The sequence below is a fragment of the Anaerophaga thermohalophila DSM 12881 genome (assembly GCF_000191885.1).
Taxonomy (GTDB): domain Bacteria; phylum Bacteroidota; class Bacteroidia; order Bacteroidales; family Marinilabiliaceae; genus Anaerophaga; species Anaerophaga thermohalophila.
In genome coordinates, this window is the sequence record NZ_AEWI01000004.1 from 1 (window position 1) to 26453 (window position 26453).

Annotated in this window: 23 protein-coding genes and 1 CRISPR repeat array; of the genes, 2 read left to right on the top strand and 21 right to left on the bottom strand. The window is 38.5% G+C overall.

Features of this window, described 5'->3' with window-relative positions; all coding sequences use genetic code 11:
* Positions 1-15: 15 nt before the first annotated feature.
* Positions 16-697: a CRISPR direct-repeat array (repeat unit 30 nt; unit sequence ATTTCAATTCCACCATGGTACGATTGGAAG).
* A gap of 226 nt (positions 698-923) precedes the next feature.
* The 21 genes from cas2 to ATH1_RS0101890 all read right to left on the bottom strand — a co-directional run bounded on the left by cas2 (position 924) and on the right by ATH1_RS0101890 (position 23278).
* Positions 924-1187 (bottom strand): CRISPR-associated endonuclease Cas2, encoded by a 264-nt coding sequence (gene cas2 / locus ATH1_RS0101785; RefSeq protein WP_010416766.1) that lies wholly within the window; start codon positions 1185-1187, stop codon positions 924-926.
* 243 nt (positions 1188-1430) lie between these two features.
* Positions 1431-1805, bottom strand: a complete 375-nt coding sequence (locus ATH1_RS0101790; protein WP_010416769.1) for a hypothetical protein — start codon at positions 1803-1805, stop codon at positions 1431-1433.
* Positions 1795-3078 (bottom strand): TIGR02221 family CRISPR-associated protein, encoded by a 1284-nt coding sequence (gene csx2, locus ATH1_RS0101795; RefSeq protein WP_044114786.1) that lies wholly within the window; start codon positions 3076-3078, stop codon positions 1795-1797. The genes ATH1_RS0101790 and csx2 overlap by 11 nt, the downstream gene beginning before the upstream one ends.
* A 14-nt stretch (positions 3079-3092) precedes the next feature.
* Positions 3093-4235 (bottom strand): type III-A CRISPR-associated RAMP protein Csm5, encoded by a 1143-nt coding sequence (gene csm5, locus ATH1_RS0101800; protein WP_010416773.1) that lies wholly within the window; start codon positions 4233-4235, stop codon positions 3093-3095.
* A complete protein-coding gene (gene csm4 / locus ATH1_RS0101805) occupies positions 4211-5236 on the bottom strand; it encodes a type III-A CRISPR-associated RAMP protein Csm4 (protein ID WP_010416775.1) in 1026 nt (341 codons plus the stop codon). The genes csm5 and csm4 overlap by 25 nt, the downstream gene beginning before the upstream one ends.
* Positions 5233-5937 carry a type III-A CRISPR-associated RAMP protein Csm3 gene (csm3, locus tag ATH1_RS0101810; protein ID WP_010416779.1) on the bottom strand — a complete coding sequence of 235 codons (705 nt, stop codon included), beginning with the start codon at positions 5935-5937 and terminating at the stop codon, positions 5233-5235. The genes csm4 and csm3 overlap by 4 nt, the downstream gene beginning before the upstream one ends.
* Positions 5938-5964: 27 nt before the next feature.
* Positions 5965-6414: a type III-A CRISPR-associated protein Csm2 gene (csm2, locus tag ATH1_RS0101815; protein ID WP_010416782.1), complete on the bottom strand. Its 450-nt coding sequence runs from the start codon at positions 6412-6414 to the stop codon at positions 5965-5967.
* Positions 6411-7826: a type III-A CRISPR-associated protein Cas10/Csm1 gene (cas10, locus tag ATH1_RS0101820; protein WP_010416785.1), complete on the bottom strand. Its 1416-nt coding sequence runs from the start codon at positions 7824-7826 to the stop codon at positions 6411-6413. Before cas10 ends, csm2 begins: the two co-directional genes overlap by 4 nt.
* Positions 7827-8063: 237 nt before the next feature.
* A complete protein-coding gene (cas1b, locus tag ATH1_RS0101825) occupies positions 8064-9068 on the bottom strand; it encodes a type I-B CRISPR-associated endonuclease Cas1b (protein ID WP_010416788.1) in 1005 nt (334 codons plus the stop codon).
* Positions 9069-9111: 43 nt separating this feature from the next.
* Complete coding sequence (locus tag ATH1_RS22420; protein WP_010416791.1) at positions 9112-9240, bottom strand: hypothetical protein; 129 nt, start codon at positions 9238-9240, stop codon at positions 9112-9114.
* A gap of 38 nt (positions 9241-9278) precedes the next feature.
* A complete protein-coding gene (cas4, locus tag ATH1_RS0101835) occupies positions 9279-9836 on the bottom strand; it encodes a CRISPR-associated protein Cas4 (protein ID WP_010416794.1) in 558 nt (185 codons plus the stop codon).
* Positions 9808-10032 carry a hypothetical protein gene (locus tag ATH1_RS0101840; RefSeq protein ID WP_139035203.1) on the bottom strand — a complete coding sequence of 75 codons (225 nt, stop codon included), beginning with the start codon at positions 10030-10032 and terminating at the stop codon, positions 9808-9810. The genes cas4 and ATH1_RS0101840 overlap by 29 nt, the downstream gene beginning before the upstream one ends.
* Before the next feature lie 62 nt (positions 10033-10094).
* Positions 10095-12752, bottom strand: coding sequence for a CRISPR-associated helicase/endonuclease Cas3 (locus tag ATH1_RS0101845; protein WP_010416799.1), 2658 nt, complete (start codon positions 12750-12752; stop codon positions 10095-10097).
* Positions 12724-13533 (bottom strand): Cas5 family CRISPR-associated protein, encoded by an 810-nt coding sequence (locus ATH1_RS0101850; RefSeq protein ID WP_010416802.1) that lies wholly within the window; start codon positions 13531-13533, stop codon positions 12724-12726. The genes ATH1_RS0101845 and ATH1_RS0101850 overlap by 29 nt, the downstream gene beginning before the upstream one ends.
* A gap of 6 nt (positions 13534-13539) precedes the next feature.
* Positions 13540-14394 (bottom strand): nucleotidyl transferase AbiEii/AbiGii toxin family protein, encoded by an 855-nt coding sequence (locus tag ATH1_RS0101855; protein WP_010416804.1) that lies wholly within the window; start codon positions 14392-14394, stop codon positions 13540-13542.
* Positions 14395-14396: 2 nt separating this feature from the next.
* Positions 14397-15173 carry a type IV toxin-antitoxin system AbiEi family antitoxin domain-containing protein gene (locus ATH1_RS0101860; RefSeq protein WP_010416807.1) on the bottom strand — a complete coding sequence of 259 codons (777 nt, stop codon included), beginning with the start codon at positions 15171-15173 and terminating at the stop codon, positions 14397-14399.
* Between the two features lie 116 nt (positions 15174-15289).
* On the bottom strand, positions 15290-16222 hold the full coding sequence (locus tag ATH1_RS0101865; RefSeq protein WP_044114787.1) for a type I CRISPR-associated protein Cas7: 933 nt from the start codon (positions 16220-16222) through the stop codon (positions 15290-15292).
* A gap of 19 nt (positions 16223-16241) precedes the next feature.
* Positions 16242-18077 carry a hypothetical protein gene (locus tag ATH1_RS0101870; RefSeq protein WP_010416814.1) on the bottom strand — a complete coding sequence of 612 codons (1836 nt, stop codon included), beginning with the start codon at positions 18075-18077 and terminating at the stop codon, positions 16242-16244.
* 66 nt (positions 18078-18143) lie between these two features.
* A complete protein-coding gene (cas6, locus tag ATH1_RS0101875) occupies positions 18144-18938 on the bottom strand; it encodes a CRISPR-associated endoribonuclease Cas6 (RefSeq protein WP_139035207.1) in 795 nt (264 codons plus the stop codon).
* 1120 nt (positions 18939-20058) lie between these two features.
* Entirely contained in the window at positions 20059-21738 is a 1680-nt protein-coding gene (locus tag ATH1_RS0101885; protein ID WP_010416821.1) for a diflavin oxidoreductase, read from the bottom strand.
* 259 nt (positions 21739-21997) lie between these two features.
* Complete coding sequence (locus ATH1_RS0101890) at positions 21998-23278, bottom strand: KamA family radical SAM protein (RefSeq protein ID WP_010416824.1); 1281 nt, start codon at positions 23276-23278, stop codon at positions 21998-22000.
* A gap of 888 nt (positions 23279-24166) precedes the next feature.
* On the opposite strand from ATH1_RS0101890, the gene ATH1_RS0101900 reads away from it, so the two are divergent.
* Together ATH1_RS0101900 and ATH1_RS0101905 are read left to right on the top strand one after the other, a co-directional pair.
* Positions 24167-24739 (top strand): RNA polymerase sigma factor, encoded by a 573-nt coding sequence (locus ATH1_RS0101900; protein WP_010416830.1) that lies wholly within the window; start codon positions 24167-24169, stop codon positions 24737-24739.
* Positions 24740-25388: 649 nt separating this feature from the next.
* Entirely contained in the window at positions 25389-26423 is a 1035-nt protein-coding gene (locus ATH1_RS0101905) for a FecR family protein (RefSeq protein WP_010416833.1), read from the top strand.
* Positions 26424-26453 lie beyond the last annotated feature (30 nt).

A 26453-nucleotide genomic window follows, 5' to 3' on the forward strand; every position in this document is an offset into this window, starting at 1 on the left:
ATAACTGACAGGGAGATTTCAATTCCACCATGGTACGATTGGAAGTCAGTTAATGATAAGCGACGGGGCAACTTCCTTGATTTCAATTCCACCATGGTACGATTGGAAGATTCCGCCATCTGAAGGGCCGGATTTTTACGGCACATTTCAATTCCACCATGGTACGATTGGAAGTTAATTCAAAAGCTCTGGCTCCTCTCATGTCGAAATTTCAATTCCACCATGGTACGATTGGAAGACAATTACGTTTTCAGGATACACATTTTACATTTCCCATTTCAATTCCACCATGGTACGATTGGAAGTCGTCTTTAAAAGACAAAATCAAATGAAGAAACTATTTCAATTCCACCATGGTACGATTGGAAGGTTCTGCGCTGTCGGCAATGACTTCACTCAGATTTCATTTCAATTCCACCATGGTACGATTGGAAGGAACAGGCAGCAGCGATTAATAGAAAAATTGACAATTTCAATTCCACCATGGTACGATTGGAAGGGCGATGCCGGATTAGTATCCCACAGTTCCGTTAAAATTTCAATTCCACCATGGTACGATTGGAAGTAAGCCTTGCTGTTTCCTGATACACTTGTTCAAGATTTCAATTCCACCATGGTACGATTGGAAGCATCAACCCAGGTTTCGGTTGCATAGCCCTGTACTGAGATTTCAATTCCACCATGGTACGATTGGAAGCCGTTGAATCAACTTAAAAAAGTTACCCAAAAATAAGGGTTTTAGGAAATAAATCCTCGGAATTTTGGGTTTAAATGTTGTCGATGTATAATAAGGCGTTTTAGCCCGTCCTTCGACAATTGTTATTAACTTATTAATTTCCAGTATGTCAAAGAGCTTTTTTGAAAAGTGTGGCGATGAAGAAATTTTTTTTATTAGCTAAAAAAGTCAGACCGACGACCAACAATTACAAAAAGTTATCTGTTTCAGAACGTTCGTTTCCTATAATTTCTTTTTCGAGCCACTTCTCATTTCTTGTTTTAAAGATAATCAAACTATCGGTTTCGTTGTCCATAATTGAAGAAGCTTTGTTTATAAGTTCCTTTAATTTTACTTCAGAAATTTCTCCTTCAAAAACTGAGTTTTGAATCCAATTCAGATATTTGCGACACAACTTTAGCATTTTGCTGGTCCGTTTTTCGTTGACATCGTAAACAAGAATTACATACATCTTTAATAATAAAATAGAGGAATTAGTTTTTAACTACCTTAGACATGAGCCCGGACTGAAAAGCATCTTTATTGCCAAACTCGTTGTTGTTTTTAATTTTTGCATCCTCATTAACAACAAGTTAACTCTGGAGCAAAAATTTAAAACGCCTCGGTTTTGACAAAAATATGGTTTTTATACTGCACTCAACTATCCGAACTGAATAAAGTTGTTTAGTTATGTATAAGGGAGGTTAGAATCTTGTTACAAATAATTTCTAAAACGGCAGAATTTAAAACTGCTGCTTTTTTGGTTTTTATCGTGCATGGATACTATCCGCTGTGTAGTTGATGCTACACATTGAATATGATGTTTCTGAAGTTTTTTTACAACAGCAAATGTCAGAGTCATTTCTCCCATGACGTGCACTGCATGAGTAAGAGACGATGGCTGGGCTTCCAAAATTTCTCTACATCTTTTAACCAAGCTGTTCGCAAGAGAATTGATTTCATTTTCATCTGCCATCGGGTCAACATCAGGGAAGGGCAAATCCCTGATGATTCCGAATAGTTTGCCGGTTGTTAATTTTTGCTCCCGTTCCCAGGTATCAGAAGGGTGATTGCTTAAGTTAATGAGCATTACTTATAATGTATTTAAAATCAATTAATTGTTGTTTTAGATTGGTTTGAAACTTTTCGCCTTTCTTAGGTTGCGGTTTTTCAAGCATCCCACAATGATTAATATCATTTCTGTCAGTTCTGAGTTTTTCAAAGCATGATTTAAGTTGAGTTATAGTTGAGTCAAGGCTCATTTGGACTATTATATCCTTATTTTTTTTGCATTTTTCATCCCAATTTTTTTCTTCTATTTTACGTGACAAAATGTTAAAACCTGATGAAATAACCTCCCTGATTTCCCGATTATGCATATCAACATTCAATTTTGAAGCCGTGTAGTTAATTGCTGTTTCCTCTAAAATTGTTATGCCCTGCTGAATCAATCCGTTATCAATGCACCATTCAACGGCAGCAAGGCCGTTTAGTATGTTGTTGGTTTTGAAATCTTTAATTCTGTCTTTTAATTTATCCAATATCGGGTTGAGTGGTTTTATTATTTCATTCTTAAGTTTATCCAGGTATTGGTGAACTTTGACTACCGAAGCATTGGAAATAATATTCTGGCCACGGCAGGTTTGAATATCTGTAGCGAAGTTTATTAGCTCTTTTTTTATTCCTTTAAGAAATCTGGCAGATTCTTCATTATTTCCTTTATTTTTCAGAACAGGTGCTATCCTTTTATCTGTAAGTTCAGCTATTTTCGTTACCTGTCCAAAGTTAACAAAGTCGCTCGCAGCAATGCTCCAATCCTGTAATTCAGAAAAGGCTGTTAAATCCATTATCGGGGCGAAGTTATCAGCATCCCGGGCTTCATAATTGCCATAAGAGATTCGTTTGAGGGATATGTTTTTCAGGTATTTGGCGTAATTGAGCAGAACAAGAAGCAACATGGGTAAATAGCGAAACGAATGGGTAATGTCCAGATATACCTCGTCATTTTCTTGCAATGAGCCATAAATGGTATCAAAAATTTGCCAAATCTCTTCTGTTGTTTTTCCGTCGGGAATTGGCTGTGTTTTGGCCCGGGGTAATAAGTTTTCCAACCCCTGATAGTCTTGTTCTATTCCTTCTTTATTTATTCTTTTATGAATGCATTTATTCCAATTACTTTTATGGGCAGCGTCGGTCAAAAACAGGATTATTTCATTGTTTTCGTTCCAGTCATTGAACAAGAGGTCTACACAGGCTTTTTGGATAAAGCGTTGTTTAGAGAATTGATTTCTGGTTTGCCAGTAATAATTGCATTCATGGTAAAATCCGTTCCCTAATATTGAAAGAAATACTTTTCGTGCCATAAAATTATTCTTTTTTATTGTATCGAAATTTTCACCCATCCCATTGGTTCATAAATACCTGAAATAACTGAGCGCGTAACAGGGAAAGGTTCTTTTGGTTTATAGTGCTTTTCATTTGGGGCTTTTCCCAGCTTATACATTTTACAAAATGTTTTAAATGCTTCAATATCTGTTTCCAGGAGTATCATTGATATGGTATTATTATAGAAGCTTTTGCCGGAACCAATCCTCAAGAAGAAGGTCAATTCTTCACTTTCTTCAATGCGGTCTATCTCGTTGGTCATCCTGTTGTAGAAAGTATTTAATTTCTGTTTTATATTGCGGGATATGCCCTGTGAATGATCAAACAATATTTCCTCTTCTGTGACAATGGTATTGTAGGCAAAAGTATTCATTTGTTGAATGAAGGATATATCCGGCTTCCAGCGGGAAGACATATAGTTAAGAATTGAAGAATAGCCTTTGTTGATACACATTTTGACTTGGGGTACTCCATTATATTTTGGGTTGTTCAGATGAATACGTTTGGTTTTGAAAATTATCATTGATTCCTCAGGGAAGGGATCGGTATCACTTATGCTTAAGTCGGCAAACAAGTGTTTTCCCGCTTCATCATGCGCATCAGGGAATTTCTGTTCGACCTCTTTAGGGTATTCTTTTTTGAACCATTCTGAATGGTATTGCGGAAGAAGATGATTGATGATGTTATCGAGCGCTTTTTTCCCATCTCCGGAATGTTTGAGCCAATCGTAAAAGAGAGCGGTTTTGACTGCTCCTTTGAGGGAGGAACCTGGAATAATAGGAAGTCCCGTTACCTGGTAACAGCAGTCCACCTGTTCTTTTCCACTTTCCATATTTGGGTAAGGGAGTACCGACCCGGCCAGATTTTGTGCCGGAGAATTCAGTTCATTTTCGATAAAAAGTCTCAAATCGGCATTTGTGCCAGTGCGGGACTCATTAATCGATTTCGAAACATATTGCAGAAAGGTCTCTATTTTGTTATTTTCCTGCAGGAGATTCTGAAATTTTACAGCATCGATTCGGTATAACTGTTTATCCTTTACAAAAAAATCTGTAACAGGCGACCAAACTTCGCCTGTGCCAACAGATACTGGAGTAACCGTTTCTATTTTCAGGTGTTTTGTTGTGTTTTCCATAGCATTTCGAAATTTGAAGGTAACGGATAGAGCAATGTCCGGCCATATCGCCGGTAGCTGCCATCATTGTCGGGAGAAATATCCACGATCCGCCCCGATACCGGTCGGGTAACAATGGAGCCTTCGCCGATCATATTCACCAACTTCAACTGTTTGTTACCATTTACGCGACGGCCACCGCGGGTGACAATCCGGTAAAAGGCAAATGCATCGCGTTCTTCTGTTGACGGATTGGTCAACGATAACGAGAGGTAATTTTCTGAAGGGCCGCGAGGAATACTAGCTTTAGTCAGCCGCACTTCCTTAAACTGACCGCAACCCGTAGAGCGGTCGCCTCCAAGTCCTTCATCGGCCAGTAGGTTCAGCACCGTCAGAAACTTTTCCTGATTTTCGGTTGGAAGATGCTCATCCAGATAGAAGTAGTAACCTGTCTCAATATCATTACGTTCGAACACCGGAAACATAATATTGGTTTGACTGTAGATACAACTATCTTTTTCGGGCGTATGTACTTTCACTTTGGGAATGGTGACTTCTTTGTAAACTGTGATGCTGTCCAGCCCGGTTTCTGAGAGTTCATCCTTAAGACAGACCAGTTTTCCGTCGAGCAACGAGCAACGGTCAGGCTTGAGCCATTCTTCAGGAAGAACTCCGTTATTTATGATTCCTTCTGAAACAAAATCAATCTTTTTCAGTTTTTTGTGTTCTTCGATTTGATACAGGTTGGCTGTGACAGGCTTTGGTAAAAAACGAATGGCTTTTTCGTTTTTCCTGATAAAGAAAAAAGCTGACGATATCCGGATATCATCTTCCTGAAAATTTTTGACTAGTACTGAGGCATCGCCAAACACCTTACGCCAGATGTTTATCAGGGCAGAAAACAGCAGGTCGGAGGAAGGGAATGGCGTTATGGCATTCAAATGCTGCTCTTCCTCCTCCGGTAATATCTCCCCAAAATGATACTGCTTGCCGGGCATCGAAATGAGTTCAACGCGTTTCATTTTGTTATTGTATTTATCCAGTAATCACTTGTAATATCTTCTTCATGCCGGTTTTCTTTCGGTTTATAATAGCCGGTGATGGTTCGTCGTTTGAGGCTGATATCTTTAAATCTTATACGTCCATAGCCTCTGGTACCGCTTCCTCCCAGGTAGTCATCTTCGAGCAAATGAAATGTTCTTGCGATTTCGTGCATGTGCACATCTTCCTTATTATCGTCGTACACATCATAAATCATATTAAAATGAAATACGGCACCTGCCGGCACCCGCTCCATTTGCCTTGGGTTAGCGCTGCTGTTTTTCCGGTCAATACGGTTTTCCCACTTACTTTCGGTCCATGGAAATTCCATTTCACTCTGGTTGAAGATTTTCTTAAATGCTTCAGTATCAAGCGTTGCATCAGATACAATAATACGTGATATTTCATTGGTTTTGGTGCTGCCAAAGATGGTCGAAACAGGTTCTCTGTCATCGTCAATACTGATGAAACCATACTCTTTAGCCAGTAATGTTCTGAGTTTTCCTTTTAATGAGCTTCCCGGAATGTAAGGAATGCCTTCAAAATCGGTTTTTAAGGGAACCGACTTAATGACGTTATTATCAATGCCGCCTATGTCGCTGATAGAGGAAGAACCTCCTATATGTAACCCTGTAATGAGTTCAATATTTCCACTTATGATGATTTTTCCTGTAAGTTTCATTTTTTAAGCATTTTATTGGTTATTAGTTCAGTTCTTTTCACCGAAATATTTATGATAGGCTACGATAGCTTCAAATATCTTAAGGAAATCGGGCAATGAAATGCCTTTGCTTATGAGGTCGTCGAGCAAAAGGAAAAACTTTCGCATGGATTCTCTTTTATATGGTTGACCAGTTGCTTGTTGCCGTGCAACCATATAGGCAATTTGAGGCCGTAACAATTGCAACTGACTTTCGTTCTTTACAGCTCTTGCCTTAGAATAGAGGTTGCGAACCTGTGAGGTGCTAATGTCTTTTCCGGTTTTACGGACAAAATTTTTCAAATTCTCAATTGTTTTTCCTGTTTCTTTGGGGTCATTCCCTTGCGTGAAAGAAAGCAGGGAAGCGGGATAACCCGGGAATTCAGTATTTAACAATTCTAACAGTTCTTGATCGCTTTTTTCTTTTTTCTTGGGGGTTTTTCTTGTTTGATTATTCATGACTTGAAATTTTTAAGTTTATATTCGGCTATTCTTGCAGCAACCGGGAAAAGCATGGGATTACCGTTCTCTTTTTCCATGAAGGCATTCATTATCAAGGCTTCATATTCTTTGATCAGTTTTTCTATTTCCTCTTTGTTTTCGGGTTTTACATTTCGTATGAAATAGAATAATCGCCACACGCTCGGAATGTTTAAACGCCCGCGATCCGAATGACGCAATGCTGCCGCAAATCCTTTGCGGCTCTCCCTTATACGTGAAATGACGGCTTTACTTTCACCATGATTGCGGACCAAATCATCCAGCAGGTTGGATATGTTAATCATACGGGAGAATTCATGCCACTTAAATGGTTGTCCTAAAACAGAAATACGGTTTTTATCGGTCGAGGCTTCTTTGGCCAGGTTCAGATGATGCTCAGCTGTTGAAGCCATCTTCAAAAGTGGATACGATGGCTTAAAAAAAATGATCGAAGCGGAAAAAGTTATGACTTTTTCAAGATTCGGGATATCATTCAGCAGTTCTTTGGAAAAAGTGGAGAATTTATTTTGCAGTAATTCGGTAAATTGCAATACTGCATCGAATCCGCCAAGGAGAAAGGTATCGTCGCCACCGGCAAAAACCAGGTAAATATTGTCTTTGTAGCGGTGGGAAAATTCATTATGATGAAATACTTCTTTTTCACGGAGTTTTTTCAATTCCTCACCAAAGAATTGATTCAGCCGTTTTGAAAGTTTATCCGAGGCTTCTTTGGTTTTCAATTTTTCGAAGCATTTTCCCAGGTTGTCTACATCCAGTTTTAGGGCCGCGAGCAGATCGCTCCCGGTACGTTGCCTGGCAAAGGCTGCCAAATGGTCGAAGTCGATAATTCCACTTTTGGGAGACTCCTCATTTTCATCATATAGTCTTTCCTGGCAATCGTCCCAGGTAGGAATATCCTTCGGTTTCACGTCTGTGGGAGGAGTAGGTGATGGCATCCGGTATGGATCAAAAAAAGCGTCTGTTATCTTCCCCTGTTGCAACTTATCTTTCCCGGCCTGACTTTCCAACAAATGCCGGTAACGGGAATAATTCAGGTTTAATTCTTCTTCTCCAGGAACTTCGTAAAAGGAAAGCACCAGATTTAAACGTCCTTTCCGTTCTTTGCTTTCATACCTTTTTCGCAACAGGTTCCATTGTTCTTCCCATTTGGAAGGCTTTGGGGCTTTTAACAAAAAGTAGCCGCCGCCTGTCGTGAGCATTGTGGCATCCAGCTCCCTCGCAATATCCAGCCCGGTTTGGAGGGTGCTTTCTTTTACTTCCAGCGAACGATTTTTCAATCGCCGGGCAGCGCCATCATTCTTTACCGAAAAGATGTAGTGCTGAATGCCTGCAACGTCACCTTTAATTAACAGTAATTCCTTGTTTTCCATAACATTGTTTTTCGTATAACAATATTCTGATAAACTTTTACAAATGATTGATAATTAAATGATAATGAAACCAGCAATAACAAATTATCTCCTAATATAATAAAATTTTGCGTCTCTATGTTTGTTTTTTTTAACGCCCTATTTAAATTTGTTATGATGTTTAAAGCTTTAATAACTTTAGTCGATCGTTTGATGGTCTGATGCCAGATCGCTACCATATCAGCTCACCAGTTATAATCACCACCACATCTTAAACGGCTGATACTCTTCAATTCCCAGTACATGTTTGACCAGTTTGTAGCACTCCAGTTTGACAAGATGTTTATAGCTTACAGAACGTTTCAGGCTTCGATGTTGAATGGTTTCTGAAAGCCGGTCTTCGAAGGCTTTTACAAATGCCTTTTTCCCGGCGGGTTTCAGCACAATCCGGTTCAGTGTATTATCAAAGTCTCCGGCCCCAATGATTTTTTTGTTGAGGACTTTAAAGATCACCCGGTCAACAAGAATAGGTTTGAAAATTTCAGCCAGATCCAGGGAGAGGGAGAATCGTCTTTCGCCCGGTGTGTGCAGAAACGAAATGACCGGATTGAGCTGTGTCTGATGTATAGCCCTCAGACACTGACTGTAGCACATCATGTTGCCAAACGATATAAGGGCATTCACTTCGTTTTTTGGAGGGCGCATGCTGCGTCCGCTCATACTGAAATCATTTACAATCAATTCAAAACCTTCGTAATAAGTACGGCGAATGTTGCCTTCCAATCCCATGAGTTCATCAATGGCTTTCACATGGTCAAACTGATGACGGTAACCTTCTATACGTTCGATCACTGGTAAGAGGTCTTTGCCCCGGTTGTCGTAATATTTCAGATTTTTGATCATGTTATGTACAGCCCCGTCGAGTATGCGGCTGGCCAGTTTGATGCGGCGATTTTCATTGTCGTGTAAACGGGCTTGTGCCATAAGAGCCTTTCCGCTCAAGAGTCCGTCTCTTGGCATAAATGATCCTGTGTAGTTTTCGTAATAATCGAAAAAGTGAACCGGAATTTGTTGTTGTCCCAGGAAATTGTAAAGGGCCGAGTTGGCATCTAAATTTCCAAAACAATAGAGTTCGGCAATATTTTCGACCGGCAGAAAACGCGGCTTCTGACTATTGCCTTCCTTATCGTAGGGGGTAAATTTGAGGGTATTGTCGCGTCGTTGAAGCAATCCCGGATTGAAAAGGTAATAAGTTCGTTTCATAGCATGGAAAGATATTGAGTTGGTGAATTATTGAGCTGTTGAGCTATGATTTATTGATTTTTCTGATTTGCTCCAGCATTTTCCCGGTAGTTGCAGATACTTTCAGCAGGGTATCTGCTGCATTTTTTCGGCGACCGGTTTGTTCGGGTGGCTCCGGTTCATTTTCTTTCACAAGGTCAAGCCATACGAGGGGTTTGTTACATTTTTCAGCTACTCCTCGCCGCTGTGACAGAAATCGAAATAGCTGCAATTTTTGCATTTACTTCTCGGCAATTTTGGCGGACAAACGTCGTTATTAATGATTGTTTTAATTGCGACGACCATTTCCCGGATGGCGTCCCTGTCTGGGGTAGTCAGCAATACTTCTTCGGTTTTATGAAGACGGGGATATTCGAGTAGTCCGGTACATTCTTTTACGCCATTTTGTTCAAGCACATAGAGGTAATACTTCAGTTGCCATTGATGGGCTTCAGAACGCTTGTCCGATTTTTTTATTTCATGAACAATTCTGTTTCGTGGCTCGAAATAGTCTATTTTGATACCATTCATCTCTATTTCGCGGTATTTGTCGCTTCGACGATCGTAGGATGTTTCATGGATGAGCTTCCCTTCATAAACAGCATCGGACGTGTGTTCCATCTGAATGCCGTTGGCAAACAGCCAGAGTTTGCGATGGCAAATGAGGTAATAATTGAAATGAGTTCCGGTAATTTGCATGATGAGGTGTTTGTATCGGGTGTTATTCTCTGTCAAGTTGCATTTTTTCATTTTCTGCCGGTTTTCGTTTAAACTGGTGCTCGAACAGGGATCCGTGACGATGGTATTTCAGGTTGAAGTAACGGGTATAAGCGTTGAAGAGGTGGCCGAGGTGGGAGGAGGGGTTGGGGGTTTTCTTTACCTTCCCGCTCATGCTTGCCCACTGACGTTCCGGAGTTTGGCCGGCCCGTTCTGCTGGAAAATCCAACCACGTCAGGGCGAAGGAAGGGCGGAGAGGAGTCGGTTGAGGTTGGCGGGACGGGACTGGTTTCATAGTAAGACATCTTCTCTTGCTTTTTCAAGGTTAAAACCTGATTCTATATTATAACAACTTTCCCAATGTGATAAATATTGGTAACCATATTTACTTTTTTCGATATCAAGTTTATCAACAATTTCTTTCAACAGATTAGGGTATACTGAAACAGAGAAAAGAGACATTAGGCCAGTCAACTTTTTCAGGTCAATTTGTTTTTGTATGAAATCAATATCCTTGTTATGAATAAGGCCAATAAACCGGTCAAATAATTTTTCTCCTGAAATCCTTAATTGGTCATCTGTTAAAAGATCAATTGTTTTAAGGTCTTTTGAAGAATAACCATCCGGAATTTTTATTTCAACCGGAATGAACAATGATTCAGTTTCGTTATTCTCTATAAGTTGAAATTCCTGACTGATACAGGAGAAGTCAAATCGTTTAAAGTTCTCAAGATAACTTTTGAGCTTAGAAGAATCTGTCCAGTCATCTTTTTTTGCATCTTCAAAAACCTTTTCATAAAGTCTGTCAAACTCTTTCTTTTGCAATATTTCTTCAAAACCAAAGTATAATTCCTTGTCCTTCTGCTGATGTTGATATCTTTTGTCCGTGCCGTAAATTGTTGAAGCCCGGTCGCAATCAAATAAGAATACCTTACAATCATTTTTCGAAGCGTTTCGATTGATTCGGCCGGCCAACTGTTCATCGCTGTCAAGAATTGATCGGTCTTTAAACCCTAAATCCATATCAATATCAATTCCTGCTTCAACGACCTGGGTTGAAACCACAATTACTTTTTTGTATTTTTCTTCTTTTATTTCGTTAATTACCCTTTTTCTTTGGGGCTCAAGAATGTCGCCGGAAAGGAGATATAATTTATAATTTTGGAAATCATCAGACTCAGAGAGCAATCTGAAAAAATGTGAAGCCGTGTTTTTTGTGATAAATTCGATGAGTACTCTGGACTGGTGGTGTATTTTTGTGTAATCGTCAGCTTTATGCTTTATGAAATATGCCAATTCTGTTAAATATTCTTCTTTGTTTTCTTTTGATGGTTTAGGTTTTTTCAGAAGAGAAAAATCAAACTCAATTCGACCAGCAAAATTTTTATTCGAGAAGTATAGTTTTTTGTTTGGTGTAAGATTTACAAAACGCCCTTTTAACGTTTCACTCAAAGCATCGATTTTTGGTAAGGTGGCCGACATAACGATAAAACGAGTATTGAAATGGCGGGCATAATTTTCAATAAAGAAGACAATTTTGTCCCAGTGCCTGGGATTATATGTTTGCAATTCATCAATTACTACTATTGAATTACATAACCGATGTAATAAATAATTGGATTCCTTGTTATTTCCTTTTAATATTTCAAAAAAGCGAATATGAGAGGTTACACAGACCGGATAGTTTACAAAAAGATTGTCCAAATGAAGTTTTTTTTCTTTCCCGTATTCTCCGTCCACACGTTCTTCTTTTTCATGAAAGCCGGCTTTCGAGTGCAATTGAATCAATTCATCATTATTCAGGCCTATTGTCTCTTTAATACATTCAAATGTTTGGGTGATAAGTGTTGTGAAAGGGAATACATAAAACACTTTATTAAGGCTTTGATCTAACTGCAGCAATTCTGAAACACATGCTAAAGATAAATTTGTTTTCCCGGCGCCGGTGGGTGCTTCAATATAATACCAAGGACTATCAGGTTTTTGCCTGATTGATGTAATGACTTCTGCATTTAACTTTTGACGCAAAAAGTTCAGATTCTTTTTGCTGACTTCCTGTAATTCACTGAACGGTTTATTCTGGTATTTTTCGATATTGATGAAGAGATCCTCGTTATATGGTAACTTTGTTTTGAAGTTGTCAGATATTTTATCGCGTAAAGCCTTATCAATAATGCCGAAGTCGTTAACCTTTATGTCTGCCATGTATTCGTTGGTAGCATAATAATCACTTGCTGTAAGCAGGGAATAAGATAATTTAAGCAAGGCAAAGATTGAAAAATGTTGTTCTTTGCTAATTCTTTCAATTAGTTTGTCTTTGATGTGGACTATTTTTGTACTGGCCTTAAGAGGTAAATTGATGTTGCAATATTCTACGAAAGGAAAAAGCTCTTCAAAAATTTCGACAGAAAAATGGTTTTCATTACTTAAAACGGCACTGTGATGTTTTAAAATGGGGATACAAAAAAGAATTATTATTCCGAAAAGTAATTCTTTTTCTTTTGGCTCGAAATTGCTGAAATTGACCTTTTCGATGAAGTAATGAAGAAACAGGACTGCACTAAGCAAGGAATGTTGACTTCCGATTGATAGTTTTTTCTCTTTAAAGAGATTGTTCTGCATTTTCAAAACCTGGAAATTGGGATTTATTTTACCTATATCGTGGTACGCGATGGAAGCACTAAAAAGCAATTTGATATATTCAGCCAGGTTCTGATTTTCTTTTGCTATGTTGTTGCATAAGTGATCAATAATATCATCAATTTTTTGGGTTTTAACAATCGATGTGGCGTATGATATAACCAATTTTACATGATCCTGAAGTATCTCGTACCTGCTATTAGTTCCGTCGATATGGGCCCAATATATAGCAGCATCGGGAATAATATTGCTGATTGATGATAGTTTGTGACTTGTTATCTCAGAAAAGCTGGATAATTTTTCCTTCATCTTCACCTGTTTTTAATTTGATAAAATTTCCTGACGATTTCTGTTTTAGGGAAAGATCCCAGTCAGTGTAAGCAAAGTTGCCATATTCATATTGAAAAAGAGGTGCACCTGAATAGGCAATAGGCAAATTTTCAAAGTAAGTAAATGTGTTGCCTTCGGAGCTTTCCATTAATATATCAAATAACGGCTCTTCAGCTTTACTGTCTTTTAACGGCTCCGACTTCAGGAACAGCGAACTAATTTTAAAAGTTCCTTCCGGAACAAATTCAGAATAACAGATTTCTTGAGCATTTTCCCACCACAATGAACATTCATTTTTTCCCAGGTAAGGCACATATTCTGCATGATAGGCTAAGAGGTTTTTTGTTAGTAATTGTTCATCCTGATTTACTGAGTTTAGTAAAACAAAACAGCGAAAGGCGGGAGCTATAAGTGTTTGTTCCGCCACCATTAAGTTTCCTCCGGTTTCTTCACTGGCCAGTCCCGTAGTATTGTTATATTTTATAATGGTTTTTGTAAAATTCCCATTTTCGTGATAGTTTTCGCCGGTCTTATTTGGTAAAGGCATGATACCTACCTGCACATTTTTCAGAAGCTGGTAGTATTCGGGTAATTCTCCGTTTTTTGAAAAGCCGGGAAAACCACCAATTGCTCCAAGTATGCCCAGAAGGGCCGGTTTATGTAACATGTTGAAGGTTAAATATAGTGGTTCATTGGTATCAGGTTTTTTCAACATCCCGAAATCGGCTTTTATATCAAAGGAAAGAAGTTGCTTTTTCATGTCCTTTCATTTTAGTAAATGATTAATAAACTGCGACAGTTCTTTGTATATATCATCAAATTCAGGTAGATCATGCATCTTTATTTGGTGCGCCAGACTCTGCTTCCATGCCCTTTTATTTCTTAAAGCTTTTTCTTTGTTTACAAAGTCTTCAACTCCATTGATCTTTAATCCTTTCAATTCAGATTTCTTAATGAGCAAGGATTTCAATTCCGGCCAGGTTCCGTTTAACATGTTTGTATTACTCAGGAACCAGACATCATATACATCACGTGGTCGGTTTCTTTGTTTTAAAGCACGGATCTTTTCAGAAAATAATTCTCTAAGATCATAACAATTCGCTTTCCGGGAAACTATATTTTTGTCTGAATAGGGATGGAAGATGTCTTTCTCTACAGGTGGCAAAAGCAGTGATTCAGAAAAGCTAATGTCAATTTGTATACTATTTTGCCAACGGGAAGAAGGAAGAGGACGTTGATTGGGATTATGATCTGCTCCCCAAAATTTTATTTTGGATTTGTAGCCTTGGGGAACGTCATTGGAATATTGATTTTGAAAACCGGCCAAATAAAATTTTATTGAAGATTGTTCCCCGGCTTTCTTCATTATTTTTTTGATGAAAGATTCATTTATAACGAATTCTTTATCAAGTAACGTAAAATCGAGATCTTCAGAAAAACGATAGTCCTGTATGTAACATTTATGCAGGCATGTGCCCCCTTTAAAGACAAAAAGACGGCTTATGTCTTTAAATGAGTATAATGCATTTAAAAAGTGCCCTAACACCCAGTCTTTGTCAATTGTTGTTTTAGGAACACTTTTGATATTGGCAATGTCAACGATTTCCTTTTGTTTGATCATCTTTAATGCGCTGAATTGGCTATCTCCATTATTTCTTCTTCGTCCATATTGAGAACAATTCGCCATTTTTTTATATAATTTCCCTTTGTTGGCAATGACGGGTCGAAAGGGCTGTACTTTTCATTACAAATCTTGCCGGCATATTCCAGAAAATATTTCATTTCTGTTTTTTTTAATAATTCAGATAAATAAGCAAGACGTTTCGTAACGGCGATATTGTCAACAGCTTTGCAATATGTAACCATTTTTCGGGCATTCAGCTCTGCTTTGTTGAAAGCCTTGATTATTTCATAATACCCCCCTGAATATTGTGGCTGATCGAAACAGTCAACAATGGTTTTTTCAATATTTGTGATATGATAAGTATGATTGCCATATCCCATAGTCTTGTATCCTGTTAGCTTTTGCTTTTTTAAAGTTACAAAATGGAAAACAGTGCCTATCCCAAATACAACTTTCTCACCTCTGCGCTTACTGTTTTGGATAAATATTTTATTCGGGAATTGTTCTGTTAGTCCATGAGCATTCAATGCGGACCAGTAGGCAATACCACCGTCGGCAGCCATAAAACAGCCAATTACATTTTCGTCAGAAAAGTGTCTTCGGCGGTATTTCCCTTTTTCGATCAATAGAATTTGGGCTTTTTGAGTAAGTCCTCTGAAGCCTTTCCTGAAATCATCAGAACCTATTGGTACGTTATTTTCAATATCCCTCTTGACAAAAACATCCAAACCGTTTTCTTCCAGAAATTGCAGTATTACATTTTCATTATGTGTCATAATTATGACCTTTTGTGTATTTAATCCATAGCGAATATGTAAATATACGACATAAAAGGTTGTATTAAAATAAATATCATTTTTTATTATTATTTTTTATATCAGCAATTTATAATCTATAGTTTTTCATAAACACTTCCTGTTGGTGCATTTTTTATGACTAAACTGTTTTCATTAAATGCTATTACATTTTTTTCAATTTCATTTTTATAGGTTGAAGTAACTTCTTTCAATGATGTACAATCAAGTACTACTTTCCCATCCTCTTTTTCTTCTTGCATGGTTATCAGTTGTGTAAGATTAGGTAAAACCAATTTTGAACCTTCTTTAAGTTCAATCCAGATAAGCGCTTCATTTTCGGAACCAGTTTTTGATGCCGAATCATACCAGGTAACTCCGCGTTTCATGGCTTCTTTTAATTTTGAAATGTCATCTTCGGTAAGGTCGTTTGCACCCTCTCCCGCGAGTTTAACAACTTCTTCCAGGTTTTTGGGGTTTACGGAAAAATGATGCAAATAATGTCCTTCCTGAAGCTTGGATTGCCGTCCAAGGGTAGTCGCCTGTTTTTCATCACTGTTTTCATCCGGATTTCTAAAGGGAGACATAATTTGTTCGGAGTAAATATTATTCTCCTTCCAAATATTAACTCCGTGATTGATCTGAACAGGCCCATGAACGGAAATAGCTATATTGTTGCTTTTTCCTTTTTTAGCAAATGTAGCTCCAAACAGACGGATGTCGAGGCAGCTCAAAATGTCCCTGGCAACTACCTTTTTGTCCCTGGTATCTTTATGGTCGGGGAACATTCTGGCATAAGCATCATCCAGACTATACGGGACAAATTCTTCGTTGAATCTCTTAAAATAAAAGATCCTTTCGTTAGCGTATACATCTTTGAGATAATTTTTAACTGTGTATTTAAAGGCCTTGTCAGTTGCATAAACAGTGCCATCGGGCAAAGTTCGCGGTTGTCCGGTAAAATCGGCGTTATAATTTGAATTGATTGCTTTGACAATAGCAGCTCCGAAAATTCTTTTTTTATAAGTCATGGTAAATGGTTTTAATGAGTTATTCCTTGTTTTCCTTTTGTTCTTTGCTTTCATAAATAACATTATGGGCAAAACAGCCTGCCAGAAAGTATCTGATATAGTCCTTCATATTTACGTCTGTTTCATAAGTCAAAACTTCGCTTGCCAGTTTCTCAAAACGTCCTTTTGATATTTTAATTTCGTGTTTGTATATAGCTATAGTCTTACCTATGGTTTCCTGCAACTGTGATGCTTTTGTTTTTTGCAGGAAAGGTTCCAGCATGGCGTAGGTCTTATTGCTGGATGCACTTTTAGTCAATAAAAAGTAGACAACCTGTCCGGCACCGAAAGCAAATTCAGCCGGGTCATTTGAAAAGGAAACATTATCTTCATTAGCAACCTGTTTCATCTTTTCCAATAATTGTGGGATTCGTGATGCCATATTTTCTCTGTTTTTATTCTGATTAAAAAAATTGTATAGGCTAAACCATATATTTAGTTTCTCTTTAATTGAATATCTGCGTTTAAAATCTTCATCAGTTCTTATGTCTTCCAGAATAGACGTTTGCATCATCTGATCAAACATATTGCAGGTGATGCTTTGATGGTTGGCTTTGTAGATATAATCATAAATGGCCTTGCGGTACTGTAACATTAAATTGAAGAGTACATCAGTAAAATGGTACTTGGGCTTTGGTTCAATTTCATCAAAATACTTAAGCCATAATCCATTTTTTGTCTTATTAATCAGATTGCCGTTGAAAATTTTATTAAAGACAATGTCCTCCAACTGAAAAATGTTGAATATTTGAAGGGATTTAAAATTTCCACCTATGGGAAATAACTCATAAAGTTTTAAATTTTTCTCAATTTTGTATTTGAACTGGGGGACAAAATCAATGTCTGCAATTCTACTCCCTTTAATTCCCTGAAAAAAGATGAGATAAAAATTTTGTAAAGATTCTTTGTTGTACTTTTTTAAAAGTGTTTTAATAAGTTCTGAGTAAGATAAAACTTTACCATCCTGGTGCAAACTTACAAGTTCTTTGTTTAACTCCTTTTCATCAATGAATATCGGGCAGGGATTAGGGATCTGTTTGTTTTGCTGGAGCTTAAAGAATTTCCATATTTTTTCAGCTTCATCTTCTTTTATCCTGTAGTTATATTTAAATGAGGAAGTTTGATGCTTCAGGAAACGTTTTTTATCGTTGAATCCGCTTAGGCTGTCACTAATTCCGAAAACTTGTTCATTAAATTCCTGATTGTATTCGTCTTTATTAAAAATATTTTCTTTTAAATATTCACGATGAGTTTCTGTTAAATCATCAGCACTTATATTTTTTAGTATGAGATAAACCGTATATGAATCTTTTGCCTCCTGATAAGGTTGAAGGTCGTTTACTAATTCATAAATGTTTTGAGTCAGATAATTTCTGAAAAGGAGAAACATCTTTTTTTGGGTATCTGTCTTACAATATTTTTCAGCCTTTTTGAAATATTGATCAGTTAGCTCTTTGATCAGTATGTCCTTGTGGTATTTCGCGAAATTCTTTTTCGTAAAGGCAAGAACAAATGGAGAACAAGAAACCCCGTAAATTTTTTTGTTAGGGTTGAAAATTTTTGCAGGGGAAATCGGTAAAGTATTAATTTGAATATTAAGACATTCCTGGAAAAAAGGATTCATCTCGGTCTGTTTTGTGAACACACCATAATCTTCTTCATTTAGCTTTCCATCTGCATCAACATTCTTTAATACGGGGACTCCCTTTTCTTCCTGGATGTCAAGAAATATATACAATCCCTCTTTTAGTTGAAGATTTCTGCTAAATGTTTCCTCTGGCAATGTATTTACAAATTGTACGATTTCTTTTATCATTTTATTCGTATAAAATTTATCTAAGTTATTGGTCTGATGAAACTTTGCCTCACCGCGTCTTTGCTTTTAAGTTTTTTTGACGGATTGTTGATCTGTTATTTCACACCATCCAAAACCTGCTGAACTCTTTTCGCTTACGCCACAATTCCAAATCATTCTGTGTACTTCAGCAGGAGCCGTTAGCGTAAAATCGAAGATGTTGCCAACAACCCTTGTCTCCTGTGGTGTTTCCGGTTTAATCACAAAACCGCTTCGTTTGTATTTCTGCCCGGGTTTAAAGTTGATCTTGTCGGGGGGCATTTCGAGTCCTCTTGTGCTGCTGTATTTTTCGGTAATATGTTTAACCGATAGTTCCTGAAAATTTTCGTCATCCGGTTTCAGATAATGCGCGGGCTTGTTTTTATCGGATTGATAGCTTACCACCCAGGGGGTTACCAGCCGGTAATGCATGTTTTCATCGAACCGGGGCTCCGGCAGAGCTTCTACATTGGTAACTTTTAAATCAAGGCCATTGAATTTGTTGCCCAGAAAGAATTCCTGTTTTATAAACAGTCCTTTTATGAAGTTAGTGGCTGCTTCAGGTGCATCAAACGATACCTGCAACGAAAGGGTTGATGCAGCAATCCCGAATAATTTTCGTTCTTTCCACAGTTTGGGTTTTCCGAAGTTAAGGCGCGAAAAGCAAAAGAGCTTATACAGTTTTGTGGTGCCGCTTCCGTAGCCCTGGTCGTGCAGAAACCGGGCAAAGTCTTTGTCGGCCTGCTTCAACACTTTGTATATCCAGGCACTGATGTAATACTGGTAATCCATCGGAAGCATTCGTTGCTTCCCGGTACGGTTAAATATTATCCTGAATCTCATAATAGTACGGTTAACAGTGAATTCAAGTCATGAAACGGGGAAAGTGAAATGCGGCATGCCGGCTGGATATACCACATCAAATCTCTTCGATAAAACAAATTGGAGCAGTTTGTCGAATTTGAATGGAAATTTTCCGGAAAGCGGCAATAATTGTAATTCGTGTCGGGTCGGTTGGCCTTCATTTTTAAAGGGTGTTGGTTAGTTACATTAACAATAATAGTTGATTTTTTGACGTTTAAATTTAGTGATTATTTGTTCAATTTTCATAAAACAGGATAGGGAAATTTTTATTTTTTAATTTGAGGTGTTATGAGTTTTGGCTGCTTTTGTTCTACGCTGAGAATGTAGAATTAAAGAAACACGACACTGCAATGAAAAAATTTAATGAAACGAGAATGACAAGGTTTGTCACAACAAGAATATGTATAATTAACCTCTAATCATCTAAGAAACCAAAAAACAGGCAACAGATTCTTCGTCGTTACCTCCTCAGAATGACATTAGGCAGTCTGTCATTCTGAGCGAAGCGAAGAATCTCATCAGTGGCAAAGAGTCTTTGAATGATAAAAACCGGCTAAAGGAACTTGTTGTAACAAGAGAAAGATTCTTCGTCGTGCCTCCTCAGAATGACACTGAGCGCTCTGTCATTCTGAGCGGAGCGAAGAATCTAACATCAATTAAAGTATGATAAGTTGCATTATTCCAATAACTTAGACTAATTTTATACGGATGAAACGAGCATGGCAAGGTTTGTCACAAAAGAACATGTATAAAATCAATCATGCGAGTTCCATCAGACCAATAACTTAGACTAATTTTATACTGATGAAAATGTTAGGATTGTTAGGCGCTTAGCGCATAAAACCAACCAACATGTTGTTTAAGTTGACTAAATCCCGCACAGGGGTTTTTTTTGAGGCTTGTCCTGAAAAAACGTAGTACCTTATCTCTAATTTTGTTGTATTTTTTGGCATAATATTTAAAAAATGGCTGCGCCATTTGTTGTTTGGATCACCGAATTTGCGCGAATTAACGCGAATTTAGTCGCATCTTTGATGCGACAGTCATTCGTGTCATTGACAACATCATAATTGATTTTTTCACGCAGCCTCTTTTTCCATTAATACAAATCCATTTGTAATCTTTTCTCATTTTTCAGGCGCTGAATATATTCTCCGGCCTGCCGGATGGTTAAATTACCTTCCGAAGCGACGATTTCTTCAAGGGCTTCTTTAACGCTTTGGCCCATCGTACGTTTATTTCCGCAAATGTATACCGTAGCTTCTTTTTTGTCGATCCAACGAAACAACTCTTTTTGGCGCTGTTTCATGCGGTGCTGGACATAAATTTTGTTTTCCTGATCACGTGAGAATGCCGTATCAAGCCTCGTTAATATGCCGGATTGCAAAAAGTTTTCCAATTCTTTGCGGTACAGAAAGTCACTTCTGGCATGGCGATCCCCGAATATCAGCCAGTTTTCTCCACTGGCACCGCTACTTTGGCGTTGTTGCAAAAATCCCCTGAAAGGTGCAATACCGGTACTGGTAGCGATCATTATTACGGGTTTGGTATCGTCTTCAGGGATGCGGAATTTTTCATTCTTTTCCAGGAATACGGGAACGGAATCACCTTCATCGAGACGGTCGGAAAGATAAGTGGAGCACACACCGGTGTGATGTCGTCCTTTTTGTTGATATTCAATAAGTCCGACCGTAAAGTGAGCTTCTCGCGGGAACATATACGGGCTGTTTGCCACTGAATATAACCTGGGATTGAGCCGCCTCAAAAGATCGACCAGTTGCTGTGGCGTGATGTCTCCGGGGAAATCGGAAACCAAATCCAGGACATCACTGGTTTCACAATATTTATCCAGAAGCAGCTTGTCTGATATCAGTGTTTTGAGGTTTCCGTTTTGAGACAGTTCCGAATATTTTTTCACCATTAACGGTGTAATCAGGGTGATTTCGTATTCTTCCACCAGGGCTTCTTTTAGCAGACGCGGGCCTCTTGCAGTTTCGACGGTAGTAGCACCGTCAAACTTCAGATGTTTCAGCAGTTGGTCGACCAGTAGGCGGGAGTTGTGGACATAGATGCCGAAAGAGTCGCCCGGCTGAAAGTCGCTGCCAAACTTTTCCGTCGAGAGGACAAGATGAAGCGTCCGCTTTGGAAAATCGGGGTTTGTCAACGGTTTTATCTCTTTCACTTTGGCATAGAAAATATTTGAGTCCTCTGCATCCACCCGGTTTATTTCAAAAGCAAATTCCTTTTTGCTTTGGGTAATTGTTTTAGGAAGAACAGCTTCAAAGGCTTCAACCGACTGGCGAACCCACAGCATGGCATTTTCTTCATAGTCGATGTCGCATTCCACGAGTGGCGATATTTCTTTGGCGCCCAGTTGAAGCAGACGATTTCGGAAGTCATGGCCTGTTTTGCAGAAATCTTTATAGCTGCTGTCGCCCAAAGCAAGCACGCTGAATTTTACTTCCCCGCGAATTTTAGCTTCTTCAGAATTCATATAGTTGTAAAAGTTTTCGGCTACAGCCGGAGGGTCTCCCTCACCGTGCGTGCTGACGGCTATCAGGATGTTCTTCATATCACTGATAACAGCGGGATTCATGGTGTTCATATCGTGAATTTCACTGGCGATGCCCAGGTGCCTGGCATAATCGTAAGCCAGCTGTGCTGCCGACTTTGAATTGCCGGTCCGGCTTCCATAAATCACATGAAGTGTATTCTCCGGTGTCGCTGCTTTTTCGCCTGCATTGGTTGGTATGTTTTGTGTTTTAGTTGTTTGTGCCATTGTTGTTAGATGCTAGATGTAAGATTAATAGATGTAAGATTAATAGATGTAAGATTAATAGATATAAGATTAATAGATGTAAGATTAATAGATATAAGATTAATAGATGTAAGATTAATAGATATAAGATTAATAGATATAAGATTAATAGATGTAAGATTAATAGATGTAAGATTAATAGATATAAGATTCTACTCTTCTACTTTTTCACCATGCCCCCTGCTCCCTGCCCTTGGATTCCGATCGGGGACGTTAACTATCATCCAGCTAATTCAGGGGTTTTTACTTCTTTGAGTTGGTCAACCCATGTGGCTTTTTCATCGTATTCCATCAGGAAAGGTTTAAAGGTTTCGCGATAATCCCGATGCCGGATGTATTGCATCATAAAGTATTTGCTGCCGTCAAGCGGATTGGTGACGATGCCCATAATTTGCACTTTCCCCTTTGATGCCGACATAGTAGGGCCGGTCACTGTTTTGGCAAAGCTGCCGGTTTCGCGGATGGCTTCCTGGTATATCCTGTATATATCGGCCAGCGGTATACTAAAGTAGTTGTATGGGCCTGTCTCCCGCTCGATAAACATATAATAGGGGATCAGCCCCAGTTGCACCTGTCGTTGCCACATACGAGCCCAGTCTTGACTTCGGTTGTTGATGTGGTTCAGCACCGGTGCCTGCGTTCTGATTTCGGCTCCTGTTTGACGGATATTGCGAATGGCTTCCTGTACCACTTCGGTCTCCAGTTCATTGGGGTGATTGAAGTGTCCCATGATGGACAGATGAAGACCACTGTCGGTGATATGTTTCAGGATATCCAGTATCTGACCCGCCTCTTCGTTGTGCCTGGGAAGGAATGTAAATGGCCAGTAGCTTAGTGATTTTGTGCCGAAGCGGATGTTTTGAAGATTTGGAATTTTGGCATCGATAAGTGCATCAATATATTTTTTCAGCGTTGCCGGATCCATCACCATAGGATCACCACCGGTAAAAAGGATTTCATTGATACTTTCGTTTTGTCTGATGTAGGCGATCACCTTTTCAATTTCGCGCATGGAGAATTTCATATCCAGGTCTTTGATGAACTGCGGCCATCTGAAACAAAAGGTACAGTGGGCATGGCAGGGCTGTCCCTGGCTGGGGAAAAACAATACAATGTCCTTGTATTTATGTTGCATCCCTTTGAGTTCTTCACCATCAAGCTCAGGCACATTGGTCATTTGCTGAGCCGGATGCGGATTCATTTCCATTCGTATGTCATAAATGGTCTTATTCACCTTTCCGTTGGCCGACGGATCATTCAGCGCTTTTGTCAGTCTGTTATACTGATCCGCGGTGAGCATATTCCTGTTAGGGAAATTGAGAATATAGACGGGATCGTCTTCATAGTTCTCCCAGTCGATGAGGTAATCTACCACATAATTATTGGTTTTAAATGGAATCACTTTGGAAACAATGTCGATCTCCGTTTTGACCTTTTTCGGGAGATAACGCATGTACTCAATTTCACGGAAATTTCTGGCATTGTAGGTTATAAACTTCATGGCATTAAATTTTTATTGCTGAGTCTTCTCCTGAAAGTGATTTTTAGGAGTGGACTCATTGTTAGAAAATCTACTGGTGTATTTGCTATGAAGTTGCCTGAAACCGATCTGTTGGTTAAAAAACGCTCGGGAATCCTAAGTAGCATTATTCATCAATTTTCTGTTAAGATGCTCAACTATCGGCAGAATACAAATGTCCTCATCAAATTTAACTTGAAAATAGTTCACTATTTCCTGCTTAAAATTTGTCCGCTGTTGCTTGTATTATTTGATATTTGATCATCTCATAACGAAAACTTATGAATAAAACAGGTTAAGTCCCTGATTGGTGTTTTTGAAGGAAAATATAAATAGTTAACCGCAGAAATACGGATAATGTTCAAGTCGGGATGAAACGATCATGGCAAGGGTTCTCAAAAGCATGTATAAAACTCAATCATGCGGCTTCCATCCGACCAATAACTTAGACTAATTTTATACGGATGAAACGAGCATGACAAAAATTGTCACAAAGGAACATGTATAATTAACCTTTAATCATCTAAGAAACCAAAAACAGGTAACAGATTCTTCGTCGTTACCTCCTCAGAATGACATTAGACAGTCTGTCATTCTGAGCGGAGCGAAGAATCTAAAATCAATTAAAGAATAATAAGTTGCACCATTTCAATAACTTAGACTAATTTTATACGGATGAAAGAAAAAAGCATGCAAAGGTTGCGATAGTCTTTTGTACCTTTTGCGTGGAACATTTTGCAAATAATGTTAATGTATAAATCGGAAAGAAAATTTAAAAGACTATGAGATTGGATAGTTGTTAAAAAGTATTAATTTTGCATTCACTTTAAAGTGTTTCTTTGTGTAAAAGAATGATTAAAAGTAGAATATATGCAGGAAGAGAAGCTATTTACAGAATTGAGCAAAGGAAACAAACGGGTTCTGGATGAAATATATAATCGTTATCATCAAAAAATATTCGGGTTTGCATTATCATACTTAAAAAATGAAGATGACGCTTACGACATTGTCCAGGAAGTTTTCATTAACTTATGGAACAGCCGGTCTTCTCTGAAAAAAGATACCAGAATTGAGCCGTTTATATTTACTGCTACCAAAAATGCCGTCATCTCATTGTTCAGGAAAAGAGCCACCGAACAAAAATACCTGGAATACCTGGGCAATACCGTCATCTCCAATAATATGGGAACCAACGAACAAATCGACTATAACTTCCTTGAAGAACTATACGAGTCGTTGATTTCACAACTGCCCGAAAAACGTCGCGAGATTTTTATTCTCAGCAGGAAAAAGGGTCTGACAAACAAAGACATTGCTGCTAATTTGAAAATCTCCGAAAAAACCGTGGAAAACCAACTGACCAGGGCACTTGCTTTTTTAAAAGAGCATTTTAGCGCTGCCGGTTTTCTGGGGTTGCTGTTTTTTCATCTTTTTATATTGTAGGAATAGCGGACTCTTTGCAGAGCACAGCGCCGATCCACTGTAAATAAATCAAAAATAATCCCGAAATCCGCGATTTCAAATTATACGACACCTTCAGGGGCAAGAAAAGAGCAGCACCCGCTAAAACCGCCCAGCGGTGGCAGAGCTGTAACTCAGTAAGACATAAGCGCGCTATTCAAACCACATTGCGCCCACTATGAGCAATTCTACAGAATTAGGTTTAAAAGAGCCCGGTCTAAAAAGCATCTTTGTTGCCAAACTCGTTGTTGTTTTAAATTTTTGCATCCTCATTAACAACAAGTTAACTCCGGTACAAAAATTTAAAACGTCTTGATTTTGACAAAAATATGCTTTTTATACTGCACGCTTAAAATATTTTGCCAAAAATATACGATTCCTTATGCTTCATGCCACCATCCTGCCCTTTTACTTTATCGCCTTTCCACCTTTACTCCTTGCCCCATGCCCTATGCCCTGTCTTCTGCCTTCTGCTTTCTGCCTGTCGGATACTTTTTCTGAAAATTCATACAATTTATTTCACAATCTATTATGTCTGATCATCAATCATTTGTAAATAAATGTCAAAAAAATTTTAAAAAAGAATAGGGGAATATCCTTTCCTTTGCGTTGAATTATTAGAGCGATTAAAATGAGAGAAATTTTACAAAAATATGTAAACGGTGAGTGTACTACCGACGAATTTAAGAAGGCGATAACTGTTCTTGCAGGATTTGCTTATCAGGGTACGCTTAGTGATTTTATGCACAGGCACTGGAAAGATTATACCGGCGAAAAACCGGAAGGAAATCCTGTCCGTTATAACCAGGTATTGAATCAGATTCATCATCAGATAAACATTTTGGAAGAAAAGGAATCATTTACCCGCAGGTTTTATCTCACCTTCTCCAGGGTGGCTGCTGTTCTTTTGTTGCCATTGCTCATGGCTTTAGCGCTTTTTCTCTTTCAGTACAGCGATAGTGACAAAGTGGCAATGACAAAAATGACGACTCCTGCCGGCATTCAAAGCCAGGTGGAATTACCCGACGGGTCACGTATCTGGCTCAATTCGGAAAGTGAAGTTCATTTCCCTGTATCATTTAAAGGGCAAAAAGCACGTAAAGTAAAATTGATTGGTGAAGGTTTTTTTGAGATAGCCTCCGATAGAAAGAAACCATTTATCGTATCTGCCGGTGATGAGTTGGAGGTTAGCGTTACCGGAACTACGTTTAATCTATCGGCTTATGAGAACGAACCCGATGTATCGGTTACCCTGGTGGAGGGTAGCGTTAAAATACAAAAAGGGGCTGATAAAAATTGTAGTGTGTTGGCCGAAATGAAGCCGGGTGAGGTAGCCCGGTTTGACAAAGATTCTGAAAAGATAAGTATTTCCCGCGAGAATGATCTGGAACCATATACTGCCTGGAAGGAAGGTCGTTTTGTTTTCGTCAATGAACCATTTGAGTCTGTTCTCAGAACCATGGAAAGGAAATATAATGTAAAGTATAATATTGAAGACCCCCGCCTGCTCGAATACCGTATCACAGCGACTTTTCTTGACGAAACACTCGAAGAGTTCCTGAGAATAATAACACTATCCTCACCTATTGAATATGAAATATGCAGGCCGGTTAAGGAGGAAGATAATGTCTATCTAAAGAGAGTTGTTACTTTGACAAGAAAATGATTATAAAGCAAAACAGGAAAGTGTTGCAGC